Below are 16,569 nucleotides of genomic sequence, written 5' to 3'. Positions count from 1 at the left end.
AATGAAAGTTGGAACAAACGATTTATATTAAAATGCGCAATCGTTTAAAAGTTTCTCCTACTTATGAAGTAAAGCTGGGTGATGTTGCTCAACTTGCCGGAGATTCTTCCGTAGTTGAGTTGTTACAAAATGAGATAGTTTACAAAATAACAGTGCATGATAAGACTCATGTTGTAATTGATGTTATGAAAGTAATTGAGATTATTCAACAGAAAGCATCTCATGTACAAATTAATTTACTCGGTTCTGGACAAACTCTTGTTGAAATTATATACGAAAAAAAGAAGGCACAACCAATTTTTTTCGGACTTGTATGGTTGTTACTTTTCATTGGAGCGGCCCTTGCGATCATTTATTTCCATGAAGATGTAAGTATGCAACAAGTACATCAACGGTTATATTACATGATTACTGGAGAATTTAATGCGCAACCACTTTTATTTCAAATTCCTTATTCTTTAGGCCTTGGCTTAGGAATGGTTTTATTCTTTAATCATGTATTTCAAAAACGAATTAATGAAGAGCCAAGTCCGCTAGAAGTTGAGATGTTTCAATACCAACAGTCACTTGATCAATATGTAATCGTTAATGAAAACAAGGATAATATGAAACAACTTACCGATGATTGAGTCTGGATTTGTTATTTTAATTGGTTTAGCTGGAGGGATTGCGGTAGGTAGCGGATATGTCGCATTTTTAGCTGTACTTGGTATAATCCCCCGTTTAGCTCAATTAACGAGAAGTGGAAAGCATATTCAATATTTTGAGTGGGCGGTCATTGCAGGTACGTTAACAGGGGCTTGGTGCAGTTTGAAAAATATTACATTTCAAACGTCGCAATATTGGCTCGTTATATTAGGGATATTTTGTGGCACGTTCATCGGAATGCTTGCTGCGGCATTAACAGAGGTGTTAAATGTTCTACCTATTTTAGCGAAACGAGTAGGGGTAGAGGGGAAGATTATTGTTTTACTCGTTGCTCTTGTACTTGGGAAAGTAATAGGGTCGTTGTTTCACTGGATTTATTTCGTAAGGTAGGAGGCAGTATATAAATGACAAGTCAGAAATTGAAGGATGATTACATAAATAAAGTGAAGAAGTATCATCCAAAGCCAAACTATTTACTAAATTGTATCAAAGCATTTCTTGTAGGTGGACTCATTTGCACAGTTGGAGAAGTATTGATGAAATTGTATATACATTATTTTCACTTCAGTGAACAAGAGGCAGGAAACCCAACTGTTGCAACTCTTGTTTTAGTATCAGCGATTTTAACAGGATGTGGTGTATATGATAAAATCGGTCAATTTGCTGGAGCAGGATCAGCGGTACCGGTAACAGGATTTGCAAATTCTATGGCGAGCGCTGCCTTAGAACATAAGAGCGAAGGGGTTGTTCTAGGGATTGCTACAAATATGTTTAAATTGGCAGGAAGTGTGATTGTATTTGGAGTTGTTGGTGCATATATCATTGGGTTAATAAGGTATACCTTTAAAATTTTTATGTCTTAAAGGAGGGGCTAGTATGAGGTTGACCGGAAAACAAACGTGGGTATTTCAAAATGATATATATGTAAATGCAACGGGCACTGCTGTCGGTCCGAAAGAAGCTGAGGGCCCTCTTGGAAAAAAATTTGATATTTCATATGATGACTTACATTGTGGAGAGGAAAATTGGGAGCTCGCCGAACGAAGGTTAATGTCGGACTCAATTCAACAAGCAGTGCAAAAAGGGAATATAAAAACATCGCAAATTGATTTCTTTTTAGCGGGAGATTTATTAAATCAAACAGTGACAGCGAATTATGTTGCGCGTAAGTGGGGTATTCCTTTTTTAGGAATGTTTAGCGCTTGTGCGACGTCTATGGAGACTTTAGCAGTTGGCTCAGCTTTTATAGACGGTGGATTTGCAAATCGTGTCTTAGCTACAGTAAGTAGTCATAATGCAACGGCTGAAAGACAATTTCGCTATCCAACAGAGTACGGTGGACAAAAGCCAGGGACAGCAAATTCAACTGTGACTGGTGCAGGATCTATATTAATTAGTAATGAAAAAAGTGCAATTAAAATTACGGCGGCTACAATCGGAAAAGTGCAAGATTTAGGAATCACAAATCCTTTGGACATGGGGGCAGCGATGGCTCCAGCAGCAGCTCATACAATTCAACAGCATTTTGAAGATTTGAGAAGAAGTGCTGATGACTATGATTTGATTGTTACGGGTGATTTATCAGCTGTTGGGACGCCGATTGCGAAACAACTTTTACTTGAGGAAGGTTATGATCTTGGGCATATATACAATGATTGTGGATTGATGATTTATGAATCAAGTCAAGAAGAAGTGTTTGCAGGTGGTAGTGGTTGCGCTTGTTCAGCGGTTGTCACATATGGTCATTTATTACACGAGATGCAAAAAGGGAATTTACAACGAATTTTTGTCGTTGCGACTGGTGCATTATTAAGCCCGATGATGATGCAACAGAAAGAGACGATTCCAACAATTGCACATGGTGTTGTATTTGAGAGAGTTAAAGGAGAGTGAATTGTGGACTTTATATACGCATTTCTTGTAGGTGGAGCTATTTGTGTAATTGGGCAACTATTGTTAGATTTCGCAAAGTTAACACCAGCTCATTTAATGGCAACTTTTGTAGTCATCGGAGCAATATTAGATGGATTTGGCTTGTACGATAAACTAATAAAGTTTGCAGGTGCTGGAGCCACAGTCCCTATTACAAGTTTTGGACATTCACTATTGCACGGAGCAATGCATGCAGCAGAAAAACATGGATATTTAGGAATTGGTATTGGCATGTTTAGTTTAACGTCTGCGGGCATTTCCGCAGCGATATTGTTTTCATTTTTTATAGCACTTATATGTAAACCGAAAGGATAAATCAAATGAGACGAAGGGTTGTTTTGGTCACAGATGGAGATGAATATGCAAAGCGGACAATTGAGCTTTTAACGAAGGAATTTGGGGGTAGGTGTATTTCAGCATCACAAAGTAATCCAACCAAATTGACAGGGAAAAAAGTTGTTGAGCTTATTATGCAAACGCCATATGACCCTGTATTTGTCATGTTTGATGACAGTGGATTTATTGGAGAAGGATCTGGTGAAAAGGCTTTAAAATATGTGGCTACCCATAAACAAATTGATGTGCTTGGCATTTTAGCAGTAGCGTCTAATACGCATCATTGGGAATGGGCACGCGTAGATGTAAATGTAGATCGGAACGGGAACTTAACCGAATATGGTGTGGATAAATTTGGACTTCCAGATGGTGAAATTGGCAGAATTAGCGGAGATACAATTTATTGTTTAGACGATTTGAATGTTCCTGTCATCGTTGGAATTGGTGATATTGGTAAGATGTGTGGAAATGATGAATGGGAGAGAGGATCACCAATTACAAAAAAAGCAATTCAATTAATTTTGGAAAGGAGTGGATTTTATGACGAAGCCTAAAAAAGTGGATATCCCAATTTCATCTTTCATAAGTGATAATGAAAATTACTTAAAGCAAACAGCTGGACTGGGTGTTACATACGATGTTGGCATTCGTAAATTTCAAATTTTAAATAAAGAAATTGGTGTGTTGTTTGTAAATGGACTCTGTGATACGAATTATATTATCCCTATTTTAGAAGAAGCGGTGGATACAAATGAAATAAGGGATGTAGAAGAAGATACAGTGAAGCTTCTAGAGAATCGTTTAATTCATCAACAAGTAAGTAAAGTGAAAACGATGGATGAGGTAATGCTCCAAGTATTATCAGGACTCATCGTTATATTTGTGGAAGGTGAAACGGAAGCGTTCGCAATAGATGTTCGTAGTTATCCAGGGCGGACTCCGACAGAACCAGATACAGAAAAGGTTGTACGTGGTGCAAGGGATGGGTTTGTTGAAAATATCGTTGTAAATACAGCGTTAATTCGTAGAAGAATACGTGACCCACGTCTTCGAAATGAAATGATTAGAGTAGGAGATAGATCGCAAACGGATATTTGTATTACGTATGTACAAGATGTTGCAAATCCGGATTTAGTTAAGATTATAAAACAAGAATTAAATAACATCGATGTCGATGGAATTACGATGGCTGATAAAACAGTGGAAGAATTTGTTGTAAAGCAAAGCTATAACCCATTCCCACTTATTCGATATACAGAAAGACCAGATGTAGCAGCAAATCATTTATTAGAAGGACATGTGTTAGTACTAGTAGATACATCACCGAGTGCTATGATTACTCCAACAACATATTTCCACCACTTACAGCATGCAGAAGAGTTTAGACAAAATCCGGCTGTCGGGACATTTTTACGCTGGGTACGCTTTTTAGGTGTCTTATTCTCCTTATTTTTACTACCGTTTTGGTTAGTGTTTGTATTTGACCCAACTCTTTTACCAGAAAATCTTGCTTTCATCGGACCGACTAAGATGACGCATTTACCAATTTTATTACAGGTAATAATGGCAGAGGTCGGACTTGAATTTTTAAGGATGGCAGCCATTCATACTCCAACGCCGTTATCGTCTGCAGCAGGATTAATTTCCGCCATATTAATTGGTCAAATAGCAATCGATGTAGGTTTGTTTGTACCAGAAGTTATTTTGTATGTTGCGGTTTCTATGATCGGTGCATATGCAACACCGAGTTATGAATTAGGACTCGGAAATAAGGTTGGAAAATTGTTTGTTATTATTTTGACAGGTCTCTTCCAGGAGATGGGATTTGTAATTGGTATGACGATATTAATTTTATTTTTAACGTCTATAAAAAGTTTACAAACACCTTATTTATGGCCGTTTTTACCATTTGATTGGGGCGCGTTAACAAAAATTTTACTCCGTCCAACGATGTCTAGTTTAAAAGTACGACCAAGTATTGTAAGACCTCAAAATGTAAAAAGACAAAAATAAACGGGATTATACACCCGTTTATTTTTTTTAGCAAAAATTTATTATTTTTTAACAAAAATCAAACATTTTTTGTGTACACTTAGAGTAGATATTGTGTATGGAAGGGGAAGAGGACATGATTAAATTATTTGTAAGTGATTTAGATGACACGCTCGTTTACGATGTGAATCATATGCAAAAAGAAGATGAACGTGCGCTGTGTTGGTTAGCTGAGAAAGGGACAAATATTTGTTTTGCCTCTGGCCGTTTTACACACAGAATTGATGAAGTTGTAAAAAGGTTTTCATTCCCATATTACACAACTGGCTTAAATGGAGCGACAATGTTACTTCCGGATGGGAATTTATTTCATGAATCGAGTTTTGAAAATACGGTTGCCCAGGAAATATATCGATATATACATAAAAAAGGACTAGCGGATATTGTTTGTGGAAATGAGCAGCGATATACAAAAAGGAAGAATGAACATCACCATAATTTTGAAGCGTATATGGGCGTGCATATTGCTGAAATTGAAGCGTTAGAAGAAGAGTTTGGTAAGACTGTACACCCTGCAAAATTGTTTGTTTTTGGAGAAGAAGAGAAAATTGTAACGTTAGATCAAGAGCTACGAGATACGTTTCAAGGCGAAGCGGAAGTTTTTATATCAGGTAAACGCTATGTTGATATTATGCCAAGAGGGGTGAGTAAGGGGAGTGCTCTAAAGCGACTAATGGACCATTTGCAAATTGAAGCAAATGAAGTTGCTTGTATTGGAGATTCTTTCAATGATATTTCTATGTTTGAAGTAACCCCGCATTCATTTACTCTTCATCATGCCCATCCATATGTAAAGGAGAAAGCAAATCATATAGTGCGTTCGGTTGAAGAGGCTGTTATGAAATTACCGTTACTTGTATAAAAAAGAAGCCCGTCACTGACGGGCTTCTTTTTACTTGAATAAAGATTTAACAAAATCAATGATACTTGAGAAGAAATCTTTCACTTTATCTAGAAAACTTTGTCCTTCTTCAGAACCTAAGAAGGCAGAAACGTGTTCTTTTGCTTTGTTTAATTGACTACCAACTTGATTCCAATCAATATTAAGATTTTTCATTTTATCAAATAACGATACTAAGTTATCTAACTGTTCATCTGTCAATGTAATGCCGAGTTGATCAGCAATTTTTTTAATTAATGAACGTAAATCTTCTGTTGTTTTTGGCTGTTCTTTTGCAATTTCTTCTTTAATTTTTGCAACAAGTTGAACTGCTTTTTCTTCACCAATTTTATCACCAAGCTGGGCTGTTTGTACCATTTCTTCATTCGCTACTTTTTTAACTTCTTCAGGAATTTGTTTATTGGACGCAGTTTCGTATGCTTTCATTAATCCAGTTAAAGCTGCAGTTCCTGAAACTTTAAAAGGTGCAGTAATTTGAATTTCTGCATCTTTTACACCTGCTGTAATCAAAGCGTTAGTGTACATTGCATCTGTTACCCAGTTAATGTTCTTTGATCGTACAATAAGACCAGATCCTGGTTTTGTGTATGTAATCATAGAAGAAGAAATTGCTCTCGTACCAATTTGTGCTTTTGGAACAATGCCTTCTAGAAATTTATGTTCTTCCGCATTAGATACAGTAATAATTGTAGCATCTTTCGGTGCTTTCATTTCTTTTAACAGATCTTGTTTTTGTTGTTCAGATAAGTTCTCTCCTAATGTAACAATTGATTCTCCCTCGATGATGTCTGCAAACGAAGCTGTTGGCATCATAAATACCGTTACAGCTAATAGCAGAGCTAGTAATTTCGTTTTCACGAAAAATCGCTCCCTTTCTCTTTCTAAAATTTTCGGGCAACAAAGTTATTATAGTATATATTTCTTATTTGTCACCTGACTTTTTCCACATTTCAAAAAAGAAGTATCTAGATTGTCGGATTCTTTTTGTTTCTAGTCATGAATGTGGTAATATAGTGCTGAGATAGTTGAAAGGAGACATATACGTATGAAAACTTTAGGATACATATTAATGGAAAACGGTGAAAAAATCGACTTGGAATTTTTCCCAGAAGAAGCACCAAAAACAGTAGAAAACTTTAAAAAATTAGCAGAGCAAGGATTTTATGACGGTGTTACATTCCACCGTGTTATTCCTGGCTTCGTAAGCCAAGGTGGAGACCCAACAGGTACAGGTGCAGGTGGCCCAGGTTACTCTATTCCATGTGAAACTGATGGAAACCCTCATAGACACCTTGTAGGATCACTTTCTATGGCTCACGCTGGCCGTAACACAGGCGGTAGCCAATTCTTTATCGTTCATGAGCCACAGCCACATTTAGATGGTGTTCATACTGTATTCGGTAAAGCAACAAGCGGTATTGAAACAGTATTAAAAATGCGTCAAGGCGATGTAATGAAAGAAGTTAAAGTTTGGGAAGAATAAGGTAAGGAAAAAGAGAGCTTTTGCTCTCTTTTTTATTTTTAATGAAATCGAGTACTTCTTCTACAGCTCATCATACAAGTAGTGTTGTTGCTAAAATATATTGCTTGTGAGAACAAACCTTTAACAAATTACATAGAATACATTACATTATATGTTTCAACAAATATTTTTTGTTATATTAATTTTGCTAGAATTGTGCTGCTTTAGAGTAACTATGAATGAAGTGATGTTGAATGATATGTTTCTTTCCATTCCATATAAAATTTTCTTTTTTTAACTCTATTTATTAAAGGAATAGTGCTGAAACATAGATTTGACTTTCTTCTTTTCGCTTTGTATGATTATCAAGTTGTTTTAGACTCTTCTCACTCTGTTGAAAATATTGTAAAATGAATGTGATATGAAAAGAGTGATTGAGGGGATTACTAGTTTGTAACTTTTGTAAGAAGGGATAAGGGTTATGTTAATTCGTTTTAAAAAAAGTTATGAAAAAATTGCAATGGGGCTTCTTTCGTTTATGCCAACTGAAAAAGATGTGAAAACATTACAATTGACAATGAAAGAATATGAAGCAAAAGATGATTGGCAATTGTATTTGTGGAAAGAAAATGAAGATTTTGTTGGAATAATGGGGATTGTAAAAAAAGAGAATCATGTATTAGAAATTCAGCATTTGAGTGTGAACCCGTCTCACCGTCATGTGGGGATTGGGACGAAGATGGTTCAAGAGTTAAAGAGTAAATTTCTTGAGTTTACAATTTGCGGAAATGAGCAAACGGCAAGTTTTTGCGAAAAATGTAAAGGGCTAGAACAAAATATACATTCGTGAAAGCAGAGATAAGTAGTTTATTATCTCTGCTTTCTTTTTTGTAATTGTTCGTATCGTTCAGTAATGACCTCTGTGCGATCACGCAAAGTGTGCTTGTTTATAATATATTCAACTGGGATAGCATTCAAGTCTTTCCAAGAGAGGTTTTGTTTTTGACATAACTCTATGCACTGCTTCTCTAACAATGGATCTGATAAGGGTAAAAATAAAGGTACAAAACGTTCTTTTTTATGGATAGATTGCAATCTTTCATTGAGCAAGGAAAGAAGTTGTACTTGATTAATTCCTAAACGTTGTAAAGGCACACCGCTTTTTTCTAAAATTGTGATTGCGCTTTTCATCATTTTTGTGGAACCATTCCAGTTAGCACGTCTTTGGTGGTATAAAGAAACTGCAATTTGAATGAGACCAACTAAGTAATGATCTCGATTACCTCTTGGTTTTGTCTTCCAGTACTCTTCTAGTATTTCGTGACATTCAAAATAGTCATAATCTCCATGGAAATGAATTAAAAATTGTATGTATTCGGTAGGATACATGTTTTTTCGCCCCTATCTAACGGTTATACATATAAGTGTATCATAGAAATATGAACAATAAACGACTAGGAGGTTTCCCCCTAGCCGTTATTGTTCATATTAGCAGAAGCAAGCTGCTCCTACAATAATTAGTAAAATAAACAGTACAACAAGTAATGCGAACCCACCGCTAAAACCACAATCAACGTGACCCATAGTTTTTTGACCTCCTACATTGTTCTTACTACACTGTTATCATATGAAGTGGTGGGCATGATGACATAGACATTGGTCTATTTTTAATTAAATTTCTTAAAAAGGTTGGATAGAACATGAGTATGCTCTATACTTATGTTGTTATAGAAAAAATGTGGTGGGATGCTTTGTGCAATATAATTTTAAAGTAGAGGCTTTTGAAGGGCCTTTGGATCTATTGTTACATTTAATACATCGTTATGAAATTGATATATATAATATTCCTGTAGCAGATATTACAGAGCAATATTTATCTTATGTGCATACGATGAAAGAACTTCAATTAGATGTTGCAAGTGAGTATTTAGTAATGGCCGCAACGTTATTACAAATTAAAAGTAAGATGTTGTTGCCGAAACATGAAGAAGATGTACTTGATAACGGTGATGATTTTATAGATGATCCTCGTCAAGAATTGATGGAGAGGTTAATTGAATATAAGAAATATAAGCAAGTTGCTACTGAGTTAAAAGAAAGAGAACAAGAAAGAGCACAGCTATATACACGTCCGCCAATTGACTTTACATCGTTGGAACAAGAAGCGGAGACAAGTTTACCTCTTGATGTTACGTTATATGATATGCTAGCAGCATTTCAAAAATTAATGCGCCGTAAAAAGGCAAAAAAACCTGTAACAACACGTATTACTCGTCAAGAAATACCAATTGAACAACGAATGACTGATATTTTAAAGCAGTTAAAAATAAAGGGTGGTCGCCAAAGTTTTTATGATTTGTTTGTTGATGATGAACGTGAAATAATGGTTGTAACATTTTTAGCAGTTCTGGAACTTATGAAAAATCAACAAATCACAATTGAGCAAGAACATAATTTTGATGAAATTTTCGTATCAAGCTCTAATAAATCTGCATAGAGCAAGTATGTGAAAATGGGATAGAAACATTTTATCTCATGCTATGTTTTAATGTATCGTTTGGAACAAGAGAAAAAGTATTGAACCGAACGCATTGATTGTGATTCGGTTTTTTGATGTGTATTTTTATGGAAAAATAGAAGGAAGGAGCTCGTGAAATGGATAGGAAAGAACAAAAGTCAATTATTGAAGGCCTTTTATTTGTTTCTGGTGATGAAGGGATTTATCCAGAACAAATAGCGAAAGTTCTTGAAATTGAAATGAATGAAGTAATTAATATTTTAGAAGAAATGCAACAAGAATGTGAAGGTGCAAACCGTGGTTTGCAAATTGTACAGTATGCAAAAGTATATCGTTTTGCTACAAAGAAAGAACATGCTTCATATTATCAAAAATTAATGGATACACCAACAGCTGCTTCGCTTTCGCAAGCTGCCCTCGAAACGTTAGCGATTGTTGCATATCGTCAACCAATCACAAGGACTGAGATGGAAGAGATTAGAGGAGTTAAAACCGATAAGGCGTTACAAACGTTGGTTTCCCATTTACTTATAAAAGAAATGGGAAGAGCAGAAGGACCAGGGCGGCCTATTTTATATGGAACAACAAAAGAATTTTTGGACACATTTGGATTGAAAACATTAGATGATTTACCACCGCTTTCTGAAGAGAATGAACAAATGAATGAAGCTGATTTATTCTTCGGTTCCTTACAAGAGATATCGAAATAAAAGCTTAGCATTTTGCTAAGCTTTTTTTGTATATCAATTATTTACAGTGCCATACTAAATGAAAAAAGGAGACGAGTTATGAGAGGTATGCGGATTATTCTATTATTAGCTTCTGTTTTATTATGTTTTTCTTTAAATAGCGCATCAGCTAAAAGGTATATGATGTCTATTCATACTACGTCTCCTTTACATATGCATCGGCAACATCTTAGTAAAATGAAAGTGAGCTTTTTAAAAGTGGGGCAAGGTGACGCAACACTTATTATAATGCCAAATGGACAAACAATGTTAATTGATGGAGGACCTTATGAAGCAGGAGAGGTTATTATTCAGAAATTAATTGAGAAAGGGATTAATCATTTAGATGTAATTGTCAGTACGCATCCCGATATGGATCATATAGGGGGGTTAATTCCAATTGTAGAGCAAATGCCGGTATCGCTTATATTAGATAGTGGAAAAACATATAGTTCTCTTACTTATCATACGTATCGGAATAATATTAAAAAAAGAGGGATACCTTTCGTTTCAGTAAAGGAAGGACAATATATACCGCTGGATCCACATGTTTCTATACAAGTATTAAACAACGGGAAATCAAAAGATGAAAATAATGAATCCTCAATTGTTTTAAAGGTACGATATGGAAAAGCGGATTTTTTATTAATGGGTGACGCGGATGTACGGACAGAAAATGAAATATTAAAACAATTTGATGTGCATGCAGATGTTTTGAAAGTGGGGCATCACGGCTCATATACTTCAACAAGTGAAACGTTTATAAAAAAAGTGGAACCGCAGTTTGCTATTCTGTCGTACGGGAGTAGTAATCCGTATGGACATCCTCATCAAAGTGTAGTAAAGCGCTTGAAAAGGCACGGTATAATGGTATATAGAACAAATAAACGTACAGTAGAAATAGAAACAGATGGTGAACATGTTATGTTAAAATCTAGCGGGTTAATGCCATTGTTGAAGTGATTTCTATATTAGGGGTGGATACTGTCCCTTTTTGGAAAAATGAATAATATATATTATAATTATAAGGGACGTAAGAAATTTCCTTTTCTGTTGAATAAAAAGGAAATTTCATTAGAATGTATAGACAACTACTCGTGCATATATTAAGATGGAACTAGGCGAATAAGGTAATAATAACAAGTAGGTATTTCATGGGAAAGGATCGATGAAAATGAAAACGCAAATTGTCATCAATGCCAAAATTTACACAGGTCAAGAAATAGTGGAAAACGGATTTATTCGTTACGCAGAAACCATTAAAGAAATTGGTTTGATGGCTCAATATGTACCACAAGAAAATGAAACTGTTTTTGATGCTACAGGGAAGATTGTAATTCCAGGTATGATCGATGTTCATATTCATGGTGGATACGATATTGATGCGATGGATGCAAATAGCGATGGGTTAGTAACTCTAGGTAAAGAAATGTTAAAAGAAGGGGTTACAACTTACTTCCCAACAACAATGACACAAGCTCCAGAGGCAATTGAAGCAGCGCTAACTGCTGCGAAAGAAGCAAAAGAAAAAGGAGCGCATTTCGAATATATTCACTTAGAAGGACCTTATGTTTCAAAGAAACGTGCAGGTGCACAACCACTTGAACATATCGTTCCTGCAAATATTGAGCAATTTAAACAATGGCAAGAAGCAAGTGGGAATTTAATTAAATTAGTAACATATGCACCAGAAGAAGAGGGAGCATTAGAGTTTGAACAATATCTTGCTGAAACTGGTGTAGTTGGCACAATGGGGCATACAGATGCAATTGATGCACAACTAAAAAATAGAAAGATTACACATGCGACACATTTATACAATCAAATGCGTGGATTACATCACCGTGAACCAGGAGTTGTTGGTCATGTGTTATTAAATCCAGATGTAATGGTTGAAGTAATTACAGATGGTATTCATATTCACCCTGATATGGTGAAATTAGCATATAAGTTAAAAGGACCGAAAAAAGTAAGTGTTATTACTGACGCAATGCGTGCAAAAGGTCTTGAAGATGGATTATATGAGCTTGGCGGACAGCCAGTACATGTAAAAGATGGTAGTGCTCGATTAGAAGATGGAACGTTAGCTGGTAGTATTCTAAAAATGGATCAAGCTTTCCGAAATGTAATTGAATTTACAGGTTGTTCAATCGAAGATGCAGTACTGATGACATCAGTTAACCAAGCAGAAGAGTTTGGATTAAATAATAAAGGTGCATTAGCGGTAGGAAAAGATGCAGACTTTGTTGTGATGAATGAAGATTTACATGTATATGATACGGTTCGTTTAGGAATTCATATGAAGGAAGGGAAGTAATTAAATGAATATTCTTGTTGTAAAAACTCCAGAAGAATTAGCAGAAGCAGGTTATAAATTAATTGAAGAAGTTGTAAAAACAAAAGAAAATCCAACATTAGGAATGGCTACAGGAAGCTCTCCATTAGGTATTTATGCAGAAATACGAAAAAATAAACTTGATACAAGCCGTGTAACCACTGTAAACTTAGATGAGTACGTAAATTTACCACATGAAGATAAAAACAGCTATCACTATTTCATGCAAGAACAGTTGTTTGATCATCTTCCATTTAAACAAACTTATGTACCAAACGGGATGGCAAGTGATTTAGAGGAAGAGTGCAAACGTTACGAGAGCATTCTAGCTGCTAACCCAGTTGACCTACAGATTCTTGGAATCGGTGAAAACGGTCACATCGGATTTAATGAGCCAGGAACACCGTTTAATTCTCCAACAAACATTGTTGAATTAACAGAATCTACACGCCAAGCAAACCTTCGCTTCTTCGAAAAAGAAGAAGATGTGCCAACTCATGCGATTACAATGGGAATTGGAAGCATTATGAAAGCGAAACAAGTTCTACTTGTTGCGATGGGTTCTAAAAAGGCAGAAGCTGTTAAAGAATTATTGCAAGGTGAATATAGTGAAGAGTGTCCGGCTACAGTTTTACAACGTCATCCGAATGTAACCGTAATCGCTGATCAAGAAGCTCTATCTTTATGCAGTGAGGCGATTGCTGATGAACATCGACAAGTATTCACCATTTCCGATCTATTATCAGATTCAAGAGTGGGTGAAACAGCTAATTGAGGACGGCGAATGGAAGCCGGGAGATAAAATCCCATCTGAGAATGAACTTTGTGATAAGTTCGAAGTGAGTCGTATGACAATCAGACAGGCGATTAATAATTTAGTGGAACAAGGCTATTTATATCGGAAGCGTGGAATTGGAACATTTGTCCAACTTCCGAAAGTGGAACAAAAGTTGCAAGGAATGACGGGATTCACAGAAGACATGATTTCTCGTGGAATGAATCCAAGTAGTCAATTACTTAGTTTCCGCCTAGTTCCAGCTACTGCTAAAATAGCAGACCGGTTAAGAATACAGGAGGGGGAATCGGTTTATGAAGTGAGGCGTATTCGCTTAGCTGATGATGAACCGATTGCTTTTGAGACGACATATTTGTCGCCAGCTCTTGTAAAAGATATTAACGAAGAGATATTGCAACAATCTTTATATGAACATTTAGAGAAAAAACTGGGCTTTAAACTTGTTAGCGCTACTCAGTCAATTGAAGCTTCCGTTGCGACGGAAAATGAAGCTGAACATCTGCATATTCCTAAAAAGGCGCCTGTACTTGTCATGCGTCAATGGTCATATTCAGAAGGTGAGGTACCGCTAGAGTACGTGAAATGTATTTATCGTGGAGATCGTTATAAATTTATTACGAATATCGCACGTAACAAATAGTATATTTCAGTTTGTGAAGTACAGTGGAATTGAAAATGGTTAACATGTAAAGAAATAAAAATACGACTCATCCTTATAAGGAATGAGTCGTATTTTTATTATGAGTAATTACGTGGTTAACAGCATCTTTGACGTGATTTACTACATAGTGAGCGTGATTTTTTACTGCATCATCTGCTTGCGACATAGCAAAACTGTGAGGAGTTAAAGAAAACATAGGAATGTCATTATATGAATCCCCTATACAAGCAATTTCCTCAGGTTTTATTTGAAACTCATTTAATAAAACAGAAATGGCAGAGCCTTTACTAACATTTGGTGGCATTACATCTAAACATTGTTCTGCAGAGATGAAAGTACTAACTTTCCCGTGGAATTTTTCATCAATTTTTTTCTGAAGGAGTTGTAAGTTCTCCTTTGTTCCACCGACAGAAATTTTATTTGGGAAAATTGTATCATCAATTTTCTGTAGTAAGTTTGGTTCTTCAACAGAAGTCATAGTTACCTGTTGTTCAAGTTCTTGAATAAAAGGTGTTTTCTCTTCAATGTAATAATTATGTTCATCACTTACATAACGGAAATAAGGATCTTCATTCGTCATAGCTAACAAATCGGGAAGTATGCTGGAATCAAAAGTTGCAGATAATAGTTGTTTATTTTCATGTGTATATACAAAAACACCATTTACACTAATACGATGAAAATTTGTATTTACAGCTTTCATTAAGTCTGCAATTTCATTATCAAGTCTTCCGGAAGCGAAGCAAAGAATAACATTTTGCTCGGCAAGGCTGCGCAGTGCCGCAACATCTTGTTCGTCAATAAGACCTCCGTGTTGCATCATTGTACCATCGATATCACTTACAAACATTTTAATCATGCTGTTATCCCCTTTCTATGTACAGTTGCTCTTACATTATACGCATCATATATAAACATGTCTAAAAAATGAATTTTTATTAAATGGCAGATGTTTTACATTGACGACAAAGAAGAATATTCTGTAACATAAAAGTAGGCTATTTAAGTACGAGGGTGGTGTTATATGAGTAATTATCTAGAAATTAAAAAAGTTTTAAATAATAATGTCATCATTGCTAGCCATTCGGAACACGAGGAAGTAGTAGTGATTGGTAAAGGAATTGGATTTGGGAAAAAAGCGAAAGATGTCTTGGAGCAAGAACAAATCGAAAAAATGTTTGTCTTAAAAAATGAACGTGATCGTGAACAGTACAAATTATTAGTGCCGCATATTAGTGAAAAATTAATTGAATTGATGAACGATATTATGCTGTACATTCAAGGGAAAGCGAAATCTCCACTAAATGAACATATTCATATTGCGTTAACAGATCATATTTCATTTGCGATTAAAAGGTTAAAACAAGGACTTACAATTGATAACCCTTTTTTAGTTGAAACAAAAATGCTCTATCCAGAGGAATATGAAATTGCGGAAGGTGTTGTAGAACTTTTAAATTCTCGTTTGCAAATTGCATTGCCTGAAGGAGAAATTGGTTTTATTGCACTTCACATTTACAGTTCGCTTACAAATTCTGATTTATCTTCAGTTAATCAAAACTCCCGTCTCATTGCACAACTTGTATCTTTAATTGAGACAAACTTACAAATTACATTAGATCAAGAGAGCATTCATTATTTACGTCTTATTCGTCATCTTCAATATGCTATTGAGAGGGTGAAAAAAGGAGAAAAAGTAGAGGAATCACAAAGTTTTGCTGATTTATTAAAGGCCGAGTATCCAGTTTGCTATAACTTGGCTTGGAAGCTAGTTAAGGTCATGCAAAAAGAGTTGCAACTACCTGTATATGAAGCTGAAAGTATTTATTTAACGATGCACTTGCAACGCTTAGTAAAGGCAGAGCATGTGTAAAAAGTTATATATTTTTGTCTAAAATGAAAACGTTAAAAAAAATGATTGAATCGCTTACAATAGTTATGTATAATAACTATTGCAAAGTTATACAAATTTCGACAAACACATTAAGGTGAGTAACGAAAACGTTTGCCTTAATTATAGTGAACTTATACGTAAACCTATTTTTGACACGTGTTACTGATTCGATCAGGCATGAGTGGAGAAAAGTAAGGAATGTAAGCTAGAGAAAGGGATATACTACCCTTTGTATAGCTATCGTTCTATCTTTTTTTCCTCATGTCTTTTTGGCGTTTGTCGGAAGGTATCAATATAGATAAGAGA

General features: G+C 35.5%; 21 protein-coding genes. 17 read left to right on the top strand and 4 right to left on the bottom strand.

Features of this window, described 5'->3' with window-relative positions:
• Nucleotides 1–8: 8 nt before the first annotated feature.
• The 8 genes from MR143_RS19515 to MR143_RS19480 all read left to right on the top strand — a co-directional run bounded on the left by MR143_RS19515 (nucleotide 9) and on the right by MR143_RS19480 (nucleotide 5,830).
• Entirely contained in the window at nucleotides 9–629 is a 621-nt protein-coding gene (locus MR143_RS19515; RefSeq protein WP_000438370.1) for a stage V sporulation protein AA, read from the top strand.
• A complete protein-coding gene (gene spoVAB / locus MR143_RS19510) occupies nucleotides 622–1,038 on the top strand; it encodes a stage V sporulation protein SpoVAB (protein ID WP_000572937.1) in 417 nt (138 codons plus the stop codon). The genes MR143_RS19515 and spoVAB overlap by 8 nt, the downstream gene beginning before the upstream one ends.
• A 14-nt stretch (nucleotides 1,039–1,052) precedes the next feature.
• Nucleotides 1,053–1,511 (top strand): stage V sporulation protein AC, encoded by a 459-nt coding sequence (spoVAC, locus tag MR143_RS19505; protein ID WP_000203814.1) that lies wholly within the window; start codon nucleotides 1,053–1,055, stop codon nucleotides 1,509–1,511.
• A gap of 13 nt (nucleotides 1,512–1,524) precedes the next feature.
• On the top strand, nucleotides 1,525–2,541 hold the full coding sequence (gene spoVAD, locus MR143_RS19500) for a stage V sporulation protein AD (protein WP_001241159.1): 1,017 nt from the start codon (nucleotides 1,525–1,527) through the stop codon (nucleotides 2,539–2,541).
• Nucleotides 2,542–2,544: 3 nt separating this feature from the next.
• On the top strand, nucleotides 2,545–2,895 hold the full coding sequence (spoVAE, locus tag MR143_RS19495) for a stage V sporulation protein AE (RefSeq protein ID WP_000345907.1): 351 nt from the start codon (nucleotides 2,545–2,547) through the stop codon (nucleotides 2,893–2,895).
• 5 nt (nucleotides 2,896–2,900) lie between these two features.
• Nucleotides 2,901–3,470 carry a stage V sporulation protein SpoVABEA gene (spoVAEA, locus tag MR143_RS19490; RefSeq protein ID WP_001254412.1) on the top strand — a complete coding sequence of 190 codons (570 nt, stop codon included), beginning with the start codon at nucleotides 2,901–2,903 and terminating at the stop codon, nucleotides 3,468–3,470.
• A complete protein-coding gene (gene spoVAF, locus MR143_RS19485; protein ID WP_000165589.1) occupies nucleotides 3,457–4,929 on the top strand; it encodes a spore germination protein SpoVAF in 1,473 nt (490 codons plus the stop codon). The genes spoVAEA and spoVAF overlap by 14 nt, the downstream gene beginning before the upstream one ends.
• Nucleotides 4,930–5,026: 97 nt before the next feature.
• Entirely contained in the window at nucleotides 5,027–5,830 is an 804-nt protein-coding gene (locus tag MR143_RS19480; protein ID WP_002181155.1) for a Cof-type HAD-IIB family hydrolase, read from the top strand.
• A 30-nt stretch (nucleotides 5,831–5,860) separates the two neighbouring features.
• Here MR143_RS19480 and MR143_RS19475 read toward each other — a convergent pair whose 3' ends face one another.
• The gene (locus tag MR143_RS19475; protein WP_000850515.1) at nucleotides 5,861–6,727 is read right to left on the bottom strand and encodes a DUF1002 domain-containing protein; all 867 of its coding nucleotides are present in this window, start codon (nucleotides 6,725–6,727) and stop codon (nucleotides 5,861–5,863) included.
• A gap of 187 nt (nucleotides 6,728–6,914) precedes the next feature.
• Here MR143_RS19475 and MR143_RS19470 point away from each other — a divergent pair, with 187 nt between their 5' ends.
• Together MR143_RS19470 and ribT are read left to right on the top strand one after the other, a co-directional pair.
• On the top strand, nucleotides 6,915–7,352 hold the full coding sequence (locus tag MR143_RS19470; RefSeq protein WP_000853782.1) for a peptidylprolyl isomerase: 438 nt from the start codon (nucleotides 6,915–6,917) through the stop codon (nucleotides 7,350–7,352).
• A 460-nt stretch (nucleotides 7,353–7,812) separates the two neighbouring features.
• Nucleotides 7,813–8,181, top strand: coding sequence for a GNAT family N-acetyltransferase RibT (gene ribT / locus MR143_RS19465; protein WP_000908399.1), 369 nt, complete (start codon nucleotides 7,813–7,815; stop codon nucleotides 8,179–8,181).
• A gap of 20 nt (nucleotides 8,182–8,201) precedes the next feature.
• On the opposite strand, the gene MR143_RS19460 is transcribed toward ribT, so the two are convergent.
• Both MR143_RS19460 and MR143_RS19455 read right to left on the bottom strand, forming a co-directional pair.
• Nucleotides 8,202–8,720, bottom strand: a complete 519-nt coding sequence (locus tag MR143_RS19460) for a DUF309 domain-containing protein (protein WP_000283593.1) — start codon at nucleotides 8,718–8,720, stop codon at nucleotides 8,202–8,204.
• A 99-nt stretch (nucleotides 8,721–8,819) separates the two neighbouring features.
• Nucleotides 8,820–8,915 (bottom strand): YjcZ family sporulation protein, encoded by a 96-nt coding sequence (locus tag MR143_RS19455; RefSeq protein ID WP_000510194.1) that lies wholly within the window; start codon nucleotides 8,913–8,915, stop codon nucleotides 8,820–8,822.
• 169 nt (nucleotides 8,916–9,084) lie between these two features.
• Here MR143_RS19455 and scpA point away from each other — a divergent pair, with 169 nt between their 5' ends.
• From scpA to phnF, 6 genes are all read left to right on the top strand, one after another.
• Nucleotides 9,085–9,828 carry a segregation/condensation protein A gene (gene scpA, locus MR143_RS19450; protein WP_001199747.1) on the top strand — a complete coding sequence of 248 codons (744 nt, stop codon included), beginning with the start codon at nucleotides 9,085–9,087 and terminating at the stop codon, nucleotides 9,826–9,828.
• 158 nt (nucleotides 9,829–9,986) lie between these two features.
• On the top strand, nucleotides 9,987–10,559 hold the full coding sequence (scpB, locus tag MR143_RS19445) for a segregation/condensation protein ScpB (RefSeq protein WP_000375172.1): 573 nt from the start codon (nucleotides 9,987–9,989) through the stop codon (nucleotides 10,557–10,559).
• 78 nt (nucleotides 10,560–10,637) lie between these two features.
• Nucleotides 10,638–11,540, top strand: coding sequence for a ComEC/Rec2 family competence protein (locus tag MR143_RS19440; protein WP_001214823.1), 903 nt, complete (start codon nucleotides 10,638–10,640; stop codon nucleotides 11,538–11,540).
• Nucleotides 11,541–11,751: 211 nt separating this feature from the next.
• Entirely contained in the window at nucleotides 11,752–12,894 is a 1,143-nt protein-coding gene (gene nagA, locus MR143_RS19435; RefSeq protein ID WP_001987227.1) for an N-acetylglucosamine-6-phosphate deacetylase, read from the top strand.
• A 4-nt stretch (nucleotides 12,895–12,898) separates the two neighbouring features.
• The gene (gene nagB, locus MR143_RS19430; RefSeq protein ID WP_001024201.1) at nucleotides 12,899–13,687 is read left to right on the top strand and encodes a glucosamine-6-phosphate deaminase; all 789 of its coding nucleotides are present in this window, start codon (nucleotides 12,899–12,901) and stop codon (nucleotides 13,685–13,687) included.
• Entirely contained in the window at nucleotides 13,617–14,348 is a 732-nt protein-coding gene (phnF, locus tag MR143_RS19425) for a phosphonate metabolism transcriptional regulator PhnF (protein WP_021727649.1), read from the top strand. Before nagB ends, phnF begins: the two co-directional genes overlap by 71 nt.
• Before the next feature lie 73 nt (nucleotides 14,349–14,421).
• On the opposite strand, the gene MR143_RS19420 is transcribed toward phnF, so the two are convergent.
• Nucleotides 14,422–15,228 carry a Cof-type HAD-IIB family hydrolase gene (locus MR143_RS19420; RefSeq protein WP_000594242.1) on the bottom strand — a complete coding sequence of 269 codons (807 nt, stop codon included), beginning with the start codon at nucleotides 15,226–15,228 and terminating at the stop codon, nucleotides 14,422–14,424.
• Between the two features lie 165 nt (nucleotides 15,229–15,393).
• On the opposite strand from MR143_RS19420, the gene glcT reads away from it, so the two are divergent.
• Nucleotides 15,394–16,242, top strand: a complete 849-nt coding sequence (glcT, locus tag MR143_RS19415) for a glucose PTS transporter transcription antiterminator GlcT (protein WP_000073878.1) — start codon at nucleotides 15,394–15,396, stop codon at nucleotides 16,240–16,242.
• The last annotated feature ends 327 nt before the right edge of the window (nucleotides 16,243–16,569 follow it).

Origin of the sequence: Bacillus cereus group sp. BfR-BA-01347, from assembly GCF_022663835.1 — a bacterium.
In the GTDB taxonomy this organism is placed as follows: Bacteria; Bacillota; Bacilli; order Bacillales; family Bacillaceae_G; genus Bacillus_A; species Bacillus_A thuringiensis_K.
Note: the sequence above shows the minus strand (reverse complement) of the source record. Positions and strands in the feature narration are given on the sequence as shown.